This is a genomic window from Lysobacter antibioticus, assembly GCF_000731095.1.
GTDB classification, from domain to species: domain Bacteria; phylum Pseudomonadota; class Gammaproteobacteria; order Xanthomonadales; family Xanthomonadaceae; genus Lysobacter; species Lysobacter antibioticus_B.
This window is the reverse complement of the sequence record NZ_JMTZ01000004.1, coordinates 1-17,179: the sequence shown is the minus strand read 5'-3', so window position 1 is coordinate 17,179 and position 17,179 is coordinate 1. Positions and strand designations below refer to the sequence as shown.

Annotated in this window: 9 protein-coding genes; 4 read left to right on the top strand and 5 right to left on the bottom strand. The window is 62.2% G+C overall.

The features are described 5' to 3' along the window. Positions 1–66: 66 nt before the first annotated feature. Positions 67–255, bottom strand: a complete 189-nt coding sequence (locus EX88_RS26990) for a hypothetical protein (RefSeq protein ID WP_152566019.1) — start codon at positions 253–255, stop codon at positions 67–69. A gap of 32 nt (positions 256–287) precedes the next feature. On the opposite strand from EX88_RS26990, the gene EX88_RS26985 reads away from it, so the two are divergent. Both EX88_RS26985 and EX88_RS24955 read left to right on the top strand, forming a co-directional pair. Next, entirely contained in the window at positions 288–428 is a 141-nt protein-coding gene (locus tag EX88_RS26985) for a hypothetical protein (RefSeq protein ID WP_223621278.1), read from the top strand. A 761-nt stretch (positions 429–1,189) separates the two neighbouring features. Next, the gene (locus tag EX88_RS24955; RefSeq protein ID WP_081930520.1) at positions 1,190–4,036 is read left to right on the top strand and encodes a pre-peptidase C-terminal domain-containing protein; all 2,847 of its coding nucleotides are present in this window, start codon (positions 1,190–1,192) and stop codon (positions 4,034–4,036) included. Between the two features lie 257 nt (positions 4,037–4,293). Here the strand turns inward: EX88_RS24955 and EX88_RS0101045 are convergent, their stop codons facing one another. The 4 genes from EX88_RS0101045 to EX88_RS0101030 form a co-directional block, all read right to left on the bottom strand. Then, positions 4,294–4,890 (bottom strand): hypothetical protein, encoded by a 597-nt coding sequence (locus tag EX88_RS0101045; protein ID WP_152566018.1) that lies wholly within the window; start codon positions 4,888–4,890, stop codon positions 4,294–4,296. A 115-nt stretch (positions 4,891–5,005) separates the two neighbouring features. Further along, positions 5,006–5,515: a hypothetical protein gene (locus EX88_RS0101040; protein WP_031370174.1), complete on the bottom strand. Its 510-nt coding sequence runs from the start codon at positions 5,513–5,515 to the stop codon at positions 5,006–5,008. 57 nt (positions 5,516–5,572) lie between these two features. Beyond that, positions 5,573–8,449 carry a hypothetical protein gene (locus EX88_RS0101035; protein ID WP_152566017.1) on the bottom strand — a complete coding sequence of 959 codons (2,877 nt, stop codon included), beginning with the start codon at positions 8,447–8,449 and terminating at the stop codon, positions 5,573–5,575. A gap of 733 nt (positions 8,450–9,182) precedes the next feature. Beyond that, complete coding sequence (locus EX88_RS0101030) at positions 9,183–10,376, bottom strand: XVIPCD domain-containing protein (protein WP_152566016.1); 1,194 nt, start codon at positions 10,374–10,376, stop codon at positions 9,183–9,185. A gap of 746 nt (positions 10,377–11,122) precedes the next feature. Here EX88_RS0101030 and EX88_RS0101025 point away from each other — a divergent pair. Together EX88_RS0101025 and EX88_RS0101020 are read left to right on the top strand one after the other, a co-directional pair. After that, on the top strand, positions 11,123–11,626 hold the full coding sequence (locus tag EX88_RS0101025) for a MepB family protein (protein WP_031370171.1): 504 nt from the start codon (positions 11,123–11,125) through the stop codon (positions 11,624–11,626). Positions 11,627–13,196: 1,570 nt separating this feature from the next. After that, positions 13,197–17,179, top strand: a 3,983-nt coding sequence (locus EX88_RS0101020) for a DUF7507 domain-containing protein (RefSeq protein ID WP_031370170.1), incomplete at its 3' end; no start/stop codon positions are given.

Sequence of the window (17,179 nt, the reverse complement as noted above, 5' to 3'; positions counted from 1 at the left end):
ATGTGAATGCCACTGCAGATTAGGGCCGGAGCCGTCGTCTACGATACCTGTTCATGAAACGCAGGCTCACGCCTGCTCGATGGGCTCGATGTAGGCCAGGAACATGTCGGATTTGGCCACCGCATAGGCCTTGATCTCCGGGGCGGTTCGCGGCGATTCCGAGAATCGTTTCCCCCCGGTGCCGAGGGGCGCGATGATGAGGTCGCCCGCGCGTCCGCGAGCCGCTCTCGAGGTGTTCGGCAGCACCTCTCGCATGAAGGCCTGGAGCGTGTGTTCGTCCGTAGCGCGTGCTGGTGGAAGCTCGCTTGCGGGCGGGCGCGCTGATCGTGGCCGACAATTCCGATTACAGCCCGGAGTACCTGGCGCATGTGCGTTCGCTGGCGTCCGGCTATCTCTCCATTCCCTTCTCCGGCGACGTCGAGCTTTAGATGTGGGTTGGATAGGTTGGTGCAGATCTTAACGGTGCGGTCGATGCGGATCCGCTGGTGCGGTCGATGCAGGCAGCTATGGGTAGATCGAACAGGAACGGCACAGAGCCCTTATTTGATCGGAAGACGGCCCGTCGAACAGTGACTGTTCGACGGGCCTCTTTGTGTGCAGGGTCTCGCGGTTCCGTTTTTCCATGGCGAGTCGCACGTTGGCCGGTATAAGCGCGCATGCGGGGCTGCACAGCGAGCCGATGAGTTACAAGAACGAATGGCGCCTTGCTGAGCGTCCGCTCTCGTGCGGCTCGACGCCGCGGAAGCGCAGTTCATCGGAGGGGTGCGAATAGCCTCGACGCCAGAGCCGTACGAGTCCCCAGGTGGCTGGAGCGACTGCCGATACGATCCAAGTTTCGCGGCGACTTATCGTGCCCCGCGTGCTGCGATGTCGCGCCTGAATCCAGACTGAGTAGAGCGTCGATGATCAGTATGTGTGTTGCTCGCATAGATCTGCGATCGGCATCGGTCGGGCGGCAATCACAGAATGGTCTTGCCTCCGTTTCCGAGTGCTTTCATGAAAGGTGGCGAGGATCGAGCGCGGTTGTCCGAATGGGAACGCGGGGTTCGTGTTTTGGATTCTAGGCGGGGCGGCTGGTCGTTGTTAGAAAGAATTGCCGATAAATCCGAAGCCCTGAATCTTTGTCGGCATTTTTTCTCCTCATTGGTTAGGGAATTCAGTTCTCAACGACAAAGGAATACAGCAAGCCATGACCTCTCGAAGCAACACTCTAATGCGGCCCTTACTCACGTTAGGTGCGCTCACTCTTTGCGCGTCCGCGTATGCGGGCGAGCCGTTATTCGTAGGTGAAATCGAACCATCTCCATCGGGTTTGCGCGCTGCCGCCGCTGCGTTGCCGGGCGCTTCGAGTCGCCACATCGTGCGAGTCAATGCGGCTGCGGTGTCGGAGAAGGTCTCCGAGATCGAAGCCGACCTGGATGGTCGTCGGGTGACGTTGGTACTGGAGAACGCACGCAGTACCGACAGCGGCAGCCTGGTATGGATCGGCCACGTGCGCGAGACGTCCAAGACGCGCAGGATGACCGGGCGCGAGGTGGCCCACGACTCGCTCAACTCCGTGGTCCTGGTGCGGCGTGGGAACACCGTGACCGGCACGATGAGCATGGACGGCCGCTCTTTCGGTATTCGCCCGCTGCCGAACGGTGAGCATGCGCTGGCGGAAATGGAAGAATCGCCTCCTATGCAGGACGATGTGCTCATCCCCTCGGCGCCCTCGCCCAGGCCATCGGGGCAAAGCTCGGGGATTCGTCCTGCACAAAGCTCAGTGAATCCTCAATCGTCGGGATATGCCGGGCCGGGACCCGCTGCGCTTAATGCGGGCGAGGACGTTACCGTCCGGGTCATGGTCGTTGTCACGAAGGATGCCAAGGAAGCCATCGCCGCAGCGGGCGGAGATATCCGTTCGGATGTGGAAGCGGGTATCGCCAACGCCAATCTTGCCTATGTCAACTCCAAGGTAGGGATGACGCTCGATCTGGCGCATATCCTGGAGGTGAACTACCCGACGGAAAATCCGTTTCTCGATCTGGATCGTGCAATCAAGCGCGGCGATGGATACATGGACGAAATCCACGCCGCCCGGGATGCGAATGCCGCGGATATCGTCTTGTTGATCAACAACTCGAATGGAACAGCTGGCTTTGTCACTAAACTTCGCCCCGACGAATCGGAGGCGTTCGCTTTCATCGGCAAGTCGAACATACTTAGTATGAGTACGATTGCTCATGAAATCGGCCATTTGCTGGGTGCGGCTCATGATGAGTTCACGGCTAACAATGGTAAGTACTACAGTTATGGACAGGGCTATTGCACCCCGGACAACAGGTTCTACACGATCATGTCGTACGGATTATGTTCGGCCCCGAATGGCCAACGCCGGCAGCTGAGGTATTTTTCCAGTCCGGAGCTGACGTTCGGCGGCACGACCTTGGGTACCGCGGATCTTAACGATAATCGGCGAGTGCTGATCGAGAACAAGAGGCGTGTTGCTGCATTTCGTGGAGACCCGGCCACGGCGAACTTGCGCCCGGTGGCCGATTTTTCGTTTGCGAGAGATGTCTCCGGCGGCTATGCAAATAGATTGCATTTCACCGATAACTCGACCGACCCGGACGGAAGCATCGTTTCACGCTATTGGGGCTTCGGCGATTACGCAACGTCCGCGGAGGCGAATCCTGCGCACAATTTCCTCGACGGCACCTGGAATGTCACCCTGGTCGTTACCGATAATAAGGGCGCCATCTCCACCGTTACCAAGACGGTAACGGTCCCGGATCCCGGGTCGGCGAATTCGCCGCCGACCGCGGATTTCTCGATTTCGAGCAACGGCCTGACGGCCGCGTTCTCCGATCGTTCGGTCGACCGCGACGGCAGCATCGCATCGCGCAGTTGGAGTTTCGGCGATGGCGCCACGGCGACCGGGTCCAGTGCCAGCCATACTTATGCCAAGGCCGGTACCTACAGCGTGGCCTTGACCGTGACCGACGATAAGGGAGCCAAGCATACCGTCGCCAAATCGATTGCCGTCGCCGCTCCGGTGTCGCCCACGGGCACGCTGAGCAACGGAATTCCCGTCGATAGCATTTCGGGGGCCGCGGGCAGCTATCGATACTGGACCTTGGTCGTTCCGCCGGGAGCGTCGAAGCTGAGATTCGCGACCAGCGGATATGGCGGCGATGCCGATCTGTACGTCAAGTACGGCGCTGCGCCGAGCACGAGCAGCTACGACTGTCGCGCGAATCTTGGCAACGGCGCGGAGACGTGCGACATCCCGACCGCACAAGCGGGAACCTACCACGTGATGGTGAACGGCTGGTCCGCGTTCTCCGGAATGCGCCTGGTCGGCAGCTACCAAGAGGGCGGGGCCGACAGCTTGGCCAACGGTGTCGCGAAGACCGGCATTTCCGGCGCGGCAGGCAGCTATCGGTTCTGGACGATGCAGGTTCCCTCGGGAGCGACCGAGCTGCAGTTCGCCACGAGCGAGTACAGCGGCGACGCCGATCTGTACGTCAAGTACGGTTCCGCACCGACGTCCACTAACTACGACTGCCGAGCGAATCTGGGCAGCACGTCGGAAACCTGCCGTATAGCCGAGGCCAAGGCCGGCACCTACCACGTGATGGTGAACGGTTGGTCCGCCTACTCCGGAATGCGTCTGCTGGGCAGCTACCGGGCGGGCAGTGGGGGCGGTGGTTCCTTCGGAGATATCGGTACGGGAGTCGGCATCCTGAGCAATGGCGTTTCGGTAGGCGGCATTTCCGGTTCGACCGGCAGCTATCAATACTGGGCCTTGAGCGTGCCGCTCGGCGCTTCGGATCTGGAGTTCATCGCCAGCGGGTACGGGGGCGATGCGGATCTGTACGTCAAGTACGGCTCATCGCCGACGACGACCAATTACGACTGCCGTGCAAATCTGGGCAGCGCCATGGAAGTCTGTCGCATCGCCAACGTCCAAGCCGGGACGTACTACGTCATGGTCAACGGCTGGTCGGCCTTTTCCGGAATGAACCTGATCGGCACCTATCGTTCCCGGTAATGGCGGCAATCGGACTAAGAGACTTCCGATCCGGATGATCTGTCCGGGTACCGCGCAGCGGCTGCTGCGCGGTGCTTGCCGGTTGCCGGTGGCGAGGCAGCAGGGTTCTTGAATGGCCCCGGCCCACGAGGGGCCAGGGCGTCTCCCTGAAAAATTCGATTCGCCCGTGGGCTTACACTCGTTCGTTCGCGATCGACATGCCCGTCGGGCTAGGGTTGAGAATCGCCGACGGGGGGCTTGCTTGCGTATGCGTGGATCTACTTCGTACCGCCGGCAGCGCTCACTTCGACGAGCAAGGCTCCATCCCATCGAAACTCTTTGGAAGCCATGTTCATCGGGTCGTCCGCAGTCGGCTCCCCGGCCTGCCTTTCGCCATAGCTGATCCAGAATTGCGACGGCCTCTCGGGGTCGGCCTTGAAGTCTTGAACGGTAATTCTGTCGCCGATGAACACCGCATTCGTGCCTTGGTAGCCTTGCGGGGTCTTCAGCGCCGCAGCGGCGTAGTAGAAGGTGCCGCTGCCGCCGCTGTCCTGGGTCAACAGGACAACTTGGTCTTTCTGGCCGTCGTCGTTGAGATCCATCTCGAACGCATGCTCGGTATAGCGCGTCACTTGCTTGGAAGCCGAGCCGGGCACGATGGTTTTCTCCTCGACACCGTCGACCAGCGTGGCCGGCTCCCCGTCGATCATATAGGTCGCATTCTTGGCGTCTTTACCGGGTCGGACGGCGGATGCGGCAGGCGCGGCCTTCGGCGCCGAGTCGGGGGGGACATTAGCCGCAGTGGGCTGTTCCGGCGCGCACCCGGTGATGGCGACCAAAAGAATCAACGGCGAAGCATTTTTGAGTCTGGACAAGGTCAGCGGCCTCGAATCGTCGTGGCTGAATTGTGGCAGGGCAGGCCCGATACTGGGTTAACGAAGGGCGACCGCGCGGGGCGAGGGCGTGGCGAGTCGTGCCGCGCAACTTGATTCATCGCCGCTCTGGATCGCGTTCGACGATGGTCCCCGGCGGGAGATTGGGGCGACTCGGACCATCGTCCGTTATCAGCCAATATCTGCCGTCGCTTTGTTTTTCGATCCGGGCCGTGGGGATGTTGTAGCGAGCGCTTTCGCTCGGGGTGGGCGCAATCCTGGGGCCGAACCGCTCGCGGGCCAGATACGCCATCCGCTCGGCCTCCGGCAGTTTTTCCAGGTCCTCCGGCACGACGCTCGCTTCGGCAGGCGCGGACAAGGCGGCGCCCGGGTCTTGGTCGGCCAAATGCCTGGTGAGCAACTCCTCGTCTCGCACAGTAAGCCCGACGGCCTGCTTGCGCGCGTTGTCGGTGCGGTGCTCATCGGTTGCGGATGGAGATGTCGATCGGCTCGCGTCCTGCTCGAAGAACCCTGTAAGCGTTCGCTGCAACGGATCGGAAACGGCCACGAACACCGACCCGACCAGCGCCGCTAGAACGACGAGCCATAACCACTTTGCCTGCATCATTCGTCAACCTCATCGGTAGGCAGCGCCTCGTCTCCGAGGCGCTGCTTGGGTCCGGCATCACTCCACGAGCTTGCCCGGGTTCTCTCGTACGTACTGATCCTTGGCGTTGCGCATGTTCTGCGAGAACGCTGCTTCGTAGCTATCCCGCAAGCCGCCTGCGTAGTAGTCGTTCGCGGCGGAGTAGCGTCCGGACCGCTTGAGGTCGTTGATGTAGTCGAGCTGGGCGGGGTCCTTATCGATCAGATGCTTGTAGATGCTGGTATTGATGTCGTAGACGCAGCCGCCGCGGTTCTTGCAAAAGGCGGGGTCGTCATAGCGCGCGCCCGCCAGCCAGATGTCGGATGTCGACTTCGCGGCGACCGTGCCTTGGGCGGCATGCACCAGGAAAGAAACCGGACGGCCGGCGGTCTTGGTGGTCAGGTATCTGCTGTCGGCCAGGCGGTCCAGCTCTTCGCTCAGATAGGTTTGCACCACTTCCGCCAGGCCTTCGGTGATCGAGTCCCTCGGCCAACCGGTGTACGAGGCCACATTGGTGTCGTTCGAGTGCTTCAGGAACAAGCTCTTGCGATCCAGTTCGTGCGCGGCCTCGTGGCCGAGCTCCCAGGGAACGTAGTTGCCGGCGCGGTAGGACGGATTATCGGCATACGCATAGATCCAGAAGCCGCGATCCAATGCCGCTTCCGAGCGGTCGGAGAACTGGCCGTACGAGGTGCCGCCCGCGAAGGTGTTGTTCTGGTGATACTCGTTGAAGTCGAAGATACCTTCCACGAACGGCTCGAAGGTGGTTTGCCAGTTGTATGCGTTCGCATTGATGTAGAAATCGCCGGCGCGATAGCTATGGCCGTTCTTCTCCGATTCGCTCCAGCGGTTGTTCAACACCTTCTTGTAGAAGTACTCGTGCGCCAGATCGAGCTCCTTGGTGATCCGCTCCTGAATGTAAGCATTGGAGACCGTAACCAGGTCGCTCGGCTTCTGTGCCCAGATGCGCCAGAGATAACCGCCGCGGTTGTATGGGAACTTGACATCGTAGTAGTAGTCGTCGGCGCTGCTTCTGTCGCGGTAGGGGCGGCACATGCTGTAGTGCTCGCAGTTGCCGAGCAGGCCGGTATAGCTCAGGACGTAGCTCAGAGCCATCACCATGCCCTTGTGCCGGGTACGCCCGGCAACGAGTTCGTCGCTGACGGCCTGGGTTATCGGCTTGATCCGGCCCTTCCACCACTCCAGCACCCCGGTGTCCTGGATGGCGGTCTGGTAGCGCGAGGAGAACTGGTACGTTCCATAGGCCTCCATCAGTTCACGCATCAACGCGGCCTGCGCTCCGCCGGATTGATACGGATTGTCGGAAAGGATGGCGCTACGTGCGGTGTCGAAGGCCGCGTTGTAGGTGTCGAAGAACGCGCTGCGCAATGTGGGTTCGTTTCTGATCCGAGCGGCCGCGACCTGTCCCTTCGTCGTCCGGCAGTCATACCTGAACTTGCCGACGCTGACTTCGGACTGGTTGTAAGCGCCGCGGCTGTCCGTAGCCAGCAAGGTTCCGTCACTGTTCCTGTATACCGGCGAGCCCGGCAGCAGTTGGATGTCGAAGGTGCTCAGGGGATACTCGACGGCGTCGATGCCGCTGCCGGCATTGAGCTTGAACGTCGCCGAATAGTAGAACTTCCCGTCATGGCCGTCCGATGCCTGCAGATAGACCTGCTTCGGCAAGCCGCCCGGGCTGGTCCCGTAGGACAGATTGGTATCGATCTGCTTCTTGTCCTTGGCGTCGTAGTACCCCGCCGATCGGACATTCAAGGTCAGAGGGAAGTAGAGGGGGTTGTCGCCAGCGGATTTCGGTGCGTAGTTAGGCTTGTACACCAGCTCGAAGTGCACGGTGTCGCAATGCGGCGCTACCGCGTTCACCTCGACGTTCGGATTCTGATAGCTCTGATCGTAAGCGCGGTTCGACAGGTTGAAGTATGCCCAATCGCGTGTCGGCAACACCTGGCGGTAACCTTTGTCCGTACCGGTGGAGAACGGAACGTCGACGCGATCGTCGACGCTGGGAAGCGGGCCTGTACCGTTCATGCGCTTCGGATAGCGCACCTCGGTGGTGAATGCCTGGGCATTGTTCGCCAGCTTGGTCGAGAGCAGGCTTTGCCGAAGCGTCCTCATCAGGTACCCGGGAAGCCGGTTCATGAAGGCGTTCGCATTGAGGTACTCATGCGCCCTGTGTCCCGGCGCGTTGGCCGGGACGAACAGGGACACGTAGTTGTTCATGTACTTCAAACGCTCGATGACCGCCTTGGTGGTGGTGATCAGATAGTCCTTGCGCGCATTGTCGTAAGGCAGGGTGTCGGCGCCGTCGGCGAACAGCAGCGCGATGTTGCGGACCAGTTCGCTATTGGTCGCGGTTGGGAAGTTCGCGGGAGTGTCGCTGTTGAACGCATAGATGTACTTGTTCGGCTCGCCCGAGCCGTAGACCAATGCGTCCATGGCGAGCTGAATCTTCTCGATCAGCCAACTCGGCTGACTGGAGATCGGTCGGTCGATCGGTTGATTGACCAAACCCATGCGCAGGAACGCGACCAGACTGTTCAGTTCGTTGAGTTTCGAGTTGAACGCATCGGCGTCGCTCCTCAGGCCCGGCAGTTCCCTTGCCTTGACGGCGATGGCGTCCGCGACCCAGTACATGTGATCGGCGGTATAGACGTCGCTCGCCGAAACCTGGCCCGCGGCCATGCCCACGTTCGCGTTGATGCAGACGATCCCGCCGCTGAAGTTCATCTGCGCCACTTTGGCGGCGAAGTTGGAATCGTTCCAGAACTTGGATACGTTGTTCTCCGGGCGACTGCAACTGTCGTCGCGCGGATTGCTTATCGGTGCCGCCGTCGATACCGCCGGCACGGCGCTCACTGCCATCAGCAGCAGCGCCAATGAACCATTTTTCGCTCGCATGATCGAACCCCTGTTGTTGAGATCCGCCCGGAACAGGCCGATCTCGGATACGTTTAGAAACGTTCTGTGGGCACATGCAGTTGCCGGATTACCCCGTTTCGGAGATGCCCCGAAAGGGGTGTCCCAGCCGGTTCCGATGCCGCGACGACGCATCCCACGCGCACACAAGCCTCGGCCGGCGGATGCGGCCCGGTTTTCAAGGCTTGGTTACGCACTCAGGCGTTATTCGTAGGCGCAGTCCATCGATTCTCCGTTCCCGGGAGCGGCGCTCTGCTCCCGGGCCTTTGAGCCCGATGCATTAGGACAGACTGTCGTCCAAAATCGTATACGGAATACTCTTAGCTGCACTGCAGCAGGGGCGGCCTTGCCGATCGCGCTAGCGACGGATTCGAGGCGGCGTTCGCCCGGTGCTGCCTGCGAAGAAAGCCCAGGACGCAGTACCGGCCGGTGTTTGCTCTGTTGATCGAGCAACAGCCGAGAGTGATTCGTCTCGCCCGTCGATCAGGCGATGTACGTCTGGCGCCGTCGGGGCGCGCGAGCGAATGCATCGGCCCCGCGTTTTGGTCGGGGCCAAACCCACAAACGTTCTCTGCGGGCATCGCGAAGCAAGGGTTCCCAACTCCATGCATCCACCGGCGCCAAGTATCGCCAGGACGCTCCCGGTCGTGCCGATACGTACCCCGACAAGCGTGGGGCTACAGCACGACCCGCTTGAGGCCGGCCTGCGCAGAGATCAGTGCCGACGTGGGGCTGGAGCCGAGGCGGGAGAGGATTCCTGTACGGAATCGAACATCTGCCGCAACGCGCTGACGGATGGCTGCGGCGCGCCAGGTTCGGGTGCGGCGCGTTGCGTTGGAGCGGGTTGCGGGTTGGTCGGAGGTGCAGCGGGAAGTGCGGCAGGCTTGTCCAACAGTGCGTGCCTGCTGGCCGGGTCGTTTTGCGTGCCCTGTATCGCGAACAGGCCACCGCTCTTTCCCAGAGCGACCGAGTCGATCCGCTCCAACGGCGGCGACGCCAGCCGGGCTACGTCGACCAACAAGGCTGCGTTCTGTCTTCGGTCCGATGGCGATAGATTCGCGATGGCGGGGAGTGTGTCGATGGCGCCCAGGGCCTGCTGGTACAGGGCGTTGAAGCCATGGGTGGGATTCGCATACGGATGAGTGTCTGCGACTCTGCGCTCCGGCATGCTGTCGTGCGCGGCCGCGGCGGCCGGGGAAGTGCTCGACGAATGCCCGGGTTGAAGAGGCGCGGCTTGCATGGCTGGACCAGTTGCCGCTTGTGCCACTGCCTGTGGCATGGCTTGCCAGGGGCTGCTGTGTTCGAGGCTCCGCGATTGGCCGATCCATTCCTTAGGGATACCCGTCAGGAACGCGACTTCGCCGTCTCCGCTCGGGCTGGAGATGGCGATGATTCGGGACGCGTCGATCGTAGGCGCATCGGTCAGCAACACCGGCTTGCTTGAGGCAATTCCAGTCTGGGGATCGCGGGCGGGACGGGTTTGATCGAGGTCGGATATCGCCCTTGGCTTTGCGACGATGCTATTTTTTCGCGAAGGATCGATCTCCCACGCGTACATGTGTTCGACAGGGAGCTCGATCCGGTACATGTTTTTGCGGTGCTCGAAGCCGCCGACCCCCGTGCTGGGCGATGTGGATACATGCATGGTCGTGCCGCTGGTCTCTTTGCGGATCTGGTCGTAAAGAGCAGGCAGGCCGACTAGCGCGGGTCGCTCCTTCGTCGCATCGAAGTACTCGGCAATCGTGTTCCCGCGCGCTTTGGGGAGTTGCACAGGGGCGTTCGCATCGACCAGTGAGCGGTTGATCAATTGGCGCGCCGTTGCCTCATCCAGCGGCACTCGGGCTTGAAATCCCGTGGCGGCGATCTGCTCGGGGTCTCGATTGTCTGCGCGATAGACTGCAAAGGGCATGGGGCGTTTCCGGTTGCGTGTTGGTTTTATGCATGCCGTCCAGGCGTTGAAGCGAGCGCTTCAATCACCGTCGAACAATAGTGGATTCACATGCTGCCGGGCCTGTTTGAGCGCCGAGCGATGCCGATCGAGCGATGCGCGAGTCTGACCCTGAAGCGCTCGTGCACGCGGCTGGCTGATGCACAGCGCGCTTCGGCTGCTTCTGTGAGTGATCGGCACGAAGTCTTCAGCTATGGCCGCCTGGGCCCGGAGTAAAGACCTCCGTAGATCGATGCGGCCGCGAGTCCATCCGTCCGGCATCTAGAGGGGAGGTGGCTCGGATTGTCGATCAAGGCGGCTGTCGGCGACATAGGGAAAAATCTTAGCTGCCCGATCCCGCCTGGACGCAGCGATACTCGGCTTGCTGTAATCGTCCCGGCTAGCCGGGCGAATACTGCGGGCGCAGCCGGCCGGACGTGTGTTGCGCATGTGGAATCGATTGCGCCAGCGATCGCGCGGGCCGGCTGCGTCGTGAGCGCCAGCTGGGAACGTGGAAGTGGCTCGCCACTTGGCCGGCCATCCACGGGTCTGATGCGATCCCTGCGGTGTCTCGGTTATCGATGGCTGCGATTGATTGCCGATAGCCTGCCAGGCCGATCGCCCGCCGACAGCAGCGCGCACGTTGCCATCGACGTCGTTGGCATGGGCGATGCCCGGGCCTGTCGGGCGTTCCGTCAACGAATCTGTCGTTTCATAAAGGAGGCTTCATGCATAGCGATCTCATTGCCGCGAAGGCGCTCGTCTACGACCCGGGTCAGTACGAACTGAGCGAGTTTCGCCTGGAAGCCGAGAGTTCGGAGTATGCAGCTTGTACGTTCCGGCTCGACGGGGCTTCGATTTGCTTTCGCGCTGCGAAGACGACGCCGGTGAAGGTCGGGCAATTCGTGACGCTATGGAAGCGCATCGGCGCCGGTCCGATTCGGCCGTTCGACTCATCGGACGATGTCGACTTCTATGTCGTCAGTGCGCGCTGTCGTTCCGGCTTCGGCCAGTTCGTGTTTCCGAAGCGGGTGTTGAGCGAGCGAGGCGTTCTGTCGAGTAGCGGCAAGGGCGGCAAGCGAGCGATACGCGTGTACCCGCCTTGGGCCATGACGAAGAGCGGGCAGGCCCGGGCTACACAGGATTGGCAGTTGCGCTACTTCCTGGAAATAGGCGGAGACGTTCGGTTCGATCGCGATCGTTGTCGAATGCTCTATACGCCAGGAAAGTAGCCGGCGAACCTCTCCAAATAGATAGATCCCGAGCGGTCGTTCGCGGGGAACTTCAGCAATGCCGTGGTCCGCGCGGACCTGTGTGTTCTCCTGTCCCAGCTAAGTAATCGGCTCGCAGGTGCGTGCCGATTCCGAAAGTCAGCGCTTCGTGCCCGCTCTCATCGAAGCTGTTGAAGATGTGCAGGCATCGACCTGGCGCAACGACTCATTCGTGCGTTGCCGCCGATCGCTGCGTCGGTCGGATAGGCGGCGACCGCGTCATTCATCGCCTGCTTGAGACGAGCGGCACGCGAGCGATCGACGCGACTCCAAGCCTGCAGTCGATATGCCCGGCGAGCGGGCAAGGCGCTTTGGCAATACCGCGAAAAGGGCCGGCCCAATGCCGTCGGCACGCGCCGGGAGGCACCGGTATCGACGATGCCCCCGAGGGGGCGTCTAAGACTTTTCTTAGTCCCTCCAACTGGCACTAAGACATTTCCCTATATCAATGCCGCCGGATCTGGCGAAAATGTGCCGCCATGAGACTAATGTCACATTATTTTTGGACTTAATTGGCATTGGCCTCACGGCATGGTGAGCCGAACTGGGGACCTGCAGCCGGCGCATCGGCCAGCTGCAGGTATTTGGGACTGAGGGCAGTGAGGGTGGTGAGAGCTGGCGCCGATTGGCGCGCAGTTCGTCTCCGTCCCGACTGCACACCATGACTTCCACGCTCGATGTGGGCGCTCCTGCCAACTCAGGGGGCGCGCGCTCGTCCGAGGTGTGGGCGAAGTTCCGATCAGGAATCTCTTGACTGCGTGCGCGCAGTCGGGAGGTGAGGCGGTATCTGTTTTCCGGATGACGAATACGCGCTGTGCCGGCAGCTGAATAATCAAATGGGCGGCGAGAAATGAATATCTCTGGGCTAAGAGTGGTTGGAGCTGTTAACAGGTGGGGAGGCATGCTGTGCGCGCCTCTTAGGTCGCTGTTGCGGCAACGCGTGGCTGCTTCGCAGCGAAGCTGGCGACAAGGGCTCGTATGGAGCGTCTTGTTGCTGGCGCAGTTCGCGGCTGGCCAAGCGCTGGCCCAGGAAAATTTCTGCGCCGTAGTCGGTGGGGAGCAAGCGATTTATTCGCTGCAGGAAGCCAACGCTGGCCAGGCCCTTACCATCAGAAAGTTCTTTCCGAATGGCACCGAAACGACCGTTTTTTCGCTGCCAGACCCTCTCGGTCCGGGAACTGCCAACGGGTTGATGATCGACACGGAGGCTAACTCTAACCAGGGGCGCCTGCTTTTCGTCACGAAGTCCTCGGGGTCTGTCCAGTTGAAGGGTGTGAACCCTGATGGCGTCATGTACGACGCGGCTCTGCCGTTCCCCATCAACGGAGATATCGTCCGCGGGGCCTGGGCGAAGGGTACTCCTGGCTCCGGATATATTGCCTCCGGCAATAACCCGATGAGGCTGTATACCTTTACCGCCAGCAGTCCCACGCAATATACGTTTAGTACGACGCCCATCACTCTGACTCCCGACTTTCCGCCCGAAGGGGGCGGTACGGGCGACCTGATATTTTCCGGCCCTGATTCGGGCATGGTGGCGATCGGCAAAGACTTCTATTCCTTCGACATCGGTGATGGCACTTTGACGCGCCTCACCCGGCCGTTGTTGGCCGACGGTTCGCCGAACCTGCTCGAGTGGTTTTCTCTGGCGGCGACCAGCAACTCCGTCTATGCGTCCAACAACAGCGGCCACTATTTCTATAACCGCACCACTGGTCGGTACAGCCCGGTGATTACGGGCGGGACGACCAACGACACGGCGTCCTGCGCCGTGCCGCTCAATTTCCCGCTGAGGCCGAATATCTCCGGCCTGGAGAAGACGCTCGCTCTGGTCAACGACGTGGCCTATGTGGTGGGTCAGCCGATCAAAGCCGGGGACAAGCTGACGTACAAGCTTATGTTTCGCAATACCGGCGATGACGCGGGTACGGTGTATGCCAATAACGTGACCGAGACCATTCCGCCTAATACCACGGTGGAAACCGGCGATGCGGAGCAGGACTTCGGCAACTGCAACAGCACTAGCTGTTCGAACATCAATACCGCCACAGTACCGGCGCGCGGCACGGCCGATTTGATGTTCGTCGTCCGGGTCAATAGCCCGCTGCCGAGCAGTGCCGTGGAGATCAACAATGTCGTGGCGGCCACCATCGGTCGGCGCCCTGACGGTACTGGCGGTACGCCCATCGATTGCACCCCGGGCAGGGGCAACGACTGCACCGAGGTGACGCCGATCGTCAGGGTCGTGAAGACGCTGCAGACCGGCGGCCCGACGGCTGCGGCCGGCGAAACGCTCGTCTATCAGATCCAACTGATCAACGACGGCACGACCTCAGCCACCATTCCGGCTGGCCGCATAACCGAGACAGTGCCGACCGGGACCACCGCTGCAGCGGGCGACAGCTTCAACTGTGCAGTCAGTGCGCCGGCAGCCACCGTGTGCGCCAACACGGCGGAAGTGACGGTGGCCGCGGGCGGCACGCAGAATCTGACCTTCCGGGTGGCGGTGGACAATCCGCTCGCCGCGGGCACTGCGAACATTCTCAATACGGTCGCTATCCCGCAGTTCGTCGATTGCGCATCGCCGGGCAACGACTGTGCGGAAACCACTCCGACCTCGCGGGCGACGCTGACCCTGGTCAAGACGGTGACCAACAACAACGGCGGCACCGCGACGGTCGCCAACTTCCGGTTGACCGCGGAAGGCCCGAGCACGATCAACGGTTTCAGCGGCGACGCGACGGTGACGAACGCGTCGGTCGCACCGGGCGTGTATGTCTTGAGCGAAGCGGAGATGGCCGGCTATGACGCCGGCCCCTGGAGCTGCGTCGGCGGCGCGCTGTCGGGCAGTGATCTGACCTTGGCCGATGGCGATACCGCAACCTGCACGATCAACAATAACGACCGGGCCGCGACCCTGACCCTGGTCAAGACGGTGACCAACGACAACGGCGGTACCGCGGTTGCGACGGCCTGGACGCTGCAAGCGAACGGCCCGACCAGCATCAGCGGTGCCACCGGCGCCACGGCGGTCACCAATGCCTCGGTCAGCGCGGGCAACTACACGCTCTCCGAAACCGGCGGCCCGGGCGGCTATACCGCCAGCACCTACAGCTGCGTAGTCAATAACGGCGGCGCGGTCGTTTCCAACAGCCTGACGCTCGCCGTCGGCGATACCGCGACCTGCACGATCAACAATAACGACCAGGCCGCGACCTTGACCCTGGTCAAGACGGTGATCAACGACAACGGCGGCACCGCGACGATCAACAACTTCCCGTTGACCGCGACCGGTCCAACCCCGATCACCGGCGTCAGCGGTACCGCGGCGGTGACCAATGTGTCGGTCAGTGCCGGCGTGTACACCTTGAGCGAAGTCAACGTCACCGGTTATACCGCCGGCACGTGGAGCTGCATCGGCGGCTCCCTGTCGGGTCGCAGCCTGACCCTGGCCAGCGGCGTTTCGGCGACCTGTACCATCGTCAACGACGACGTTCCTCCGCCGACCCAGACGATCGTCAAGGCGGTGACCGGCAACGCCGATCAAGACGGCACGGGCACGGTGACCTTGGGCGACACGCTGACCTACACGGTGACGGTCACCAACACCAGCACGACCACGAATCTCGACAATGTAGTCATCACCGACTCTAGGATCACCCCGACGGGCGGCACGACGCCGTGCGCGAGTGTGGCGCCGGGCGGCATCTGCACCCTGATCGGCACCTATACGGTGGTCGCAGCGGACGTGACTGCGGGCAACATCGTCAATACCGCGAGTTCGACCAGTTCGATCTGCCCGCCGGGCAGTACCGATCCGACTTGCACCACGACGTTGACCACGCCGGTCTCGTCGCTGAGCCAGGGTCTGGCCAAGACGGTGACCGCGAATGCCGACGAGGACGGTTCGGGCACGGTGTCGGTGGGCGATACGCTGACCTATGCGGTCACGATGACCAACACCAGCACCACTTCGACCCTGCGTAACGTGGTGGTGAGCGACAACAAGATCACCCCGAGCAGCATCACCTGCGCCACGGTGGCGCCGGGTACGACCTGCGTGCTGAGCGGCACCTACGTGGTGACCGCGACCGATGCGAGCGCGGGTTCGATCGTCAACACCGCGACCGTGACCAGCCCGGTCTGCCCGACGGGCAGCATCGATCCAGGCTGCACCACGACGGTCACCACGCCGGTGCCGCCGCGTAGCCAGACTCTGTTCAAGGCGCTGACCGGCAATGCCGACGAAGACGGTTCGGGCACGGTGTCGGTGGGCGACACGCTGACTTACACGGTCACGATGACCAACACCAGCGCCAGCGGCAACCTGAGCAACGTGGTGGTGAGCGATAGCAAGATCACCCCGAGCACGATCACCTGCGCCACGGTGGCGCCGGGTGCGACCTGCGTGTTGACCGGCACCTATGTGGTGACGGCGGCGGATGCGACCGCAGGCAGCATCGTCAACATCGCAACCTCGACCAGCCCGGTCTGCCCGGTGGGCAGCACCGACCCGGCCTGCACCACGACGGTGACCACCCCGGTGGCGTCGCTGAGCCAGACTCTGGTCAAGGCGCTGACCGCCAATGCCGACGAGGACCGCTCGGGCACGGTGTCGCTGGGCGACACGCTGACCTATACGGTGACGGTGACCAACACCAGCACCGGCGGCAATCTGACCAATGTGGTGGTGAACGACAACAAGATCACCCCGAACAGCATCACCTGCGCCACGATGGCGCCGGGCGCGACCTGCGTGCTGACCGGCACCTATGTGGTGACGGCGGCCGATGTGACCGCCGGCAACATCGTCAACACCGCGACCTCGACCAGCCCGGTTTGTCCGGTGGGCAGTACCGGTCCGGCTTGCACGACCACGGTCAACACGCCGGTGATACCTGCCTCGGTGCGTTACGCGAAGGCGGCGAACACCGCCGGCCCGGTGGTCGTGGGCGACACGATCACCTACACCCTGACCACCACGATCAGCGGCGGCAAGACCCTGGGCGTGACCACGCTGACCGATACCCTCGGCACCGGCCTGGATTTCGTCGCGGTAACCAACGCCGCCGGCTACAACTGCAACGCAGCCAACCCGCTGGTGTGCACCTTGCCGGCCGGTACGGTGCCGGGCACCTACACGGTGAGCTATACCGCGAAGGTCAACGAACAGGCGTCGGAAACGGTCAACAACACCGTGCTCGGCGCCGGTACGGACAACCCGGCGTGCCAAGGCAGCTGCGCCACCAGCACTCCGGTGACGCTGACGCAGAGCCTGCGGGTGATCAAGCAAGCCTCGCCGCGCGACGTGAAGATCGGCGACCTGGTCCGCTACACGGTCACGGTCGAGAACACCGGCACCGGCGACACGATCGACGCGACCCTGGTCGACACGCCGCCTGCGGGCTTCACCTTCGTCGACGGTTCGCTATCGGTCGCGGATCGCGACGGCGTCGGCCGCCTGGTCGGTACCTATCCGATCCAGGTCGACCAGGTCGACATCGCCGCCGGTGA

What these genes read in the sequence shown, in the direction of transcription:
- EX88_RS0101040 (WP_031370174.1), bottom strand. Translation starts at nt 5,515, where the DNA reads ATGATGCAGGCAAAGTGGTTATGGCTCGTCGTTCTAGCGGCGCTGGTC.
- EX88_RS0101025 (WP_031370171.1), top strand. Translation starts at nt 11,123, where the DNA reads ATGCATAGCGATCTCATTGCCGCGAAGGCGCTCGTCTACGACCCGGGT.
- EX88_RS0101035 (WP_152566017.1), bottom strand. Translation starts at nt 8,449, where the DNA reads ATGCGAGCGAAAAATGGTTCATTGGCGCTGCTGCTGATGGCAGTGAGC.
- EX88_RS24955 (WP_081930520.1), top strand. Translation starts at nt 1,190, where the DNA reads ATGACCTCTCGAAGCAACACTCTAATGCGGCCCTTACTCACGTTAGGT.
- EX88_RS26990 (WP_152566019.1), bottom strand. Translation starts at nt 255, where the DNA reads ATGCGAGAGGTGCTGCCGAACACCTCGAGAGCGGCTCGCGGACGCGCG.
- EX88_RS0101030 (WP_152566016.1), bottom strand. Translation starts at nt 10,376, where the DNA reads ATGCCCTTTGCAGTCTATCGCGCAGACAATCGAGACCCCGAGCAGATC.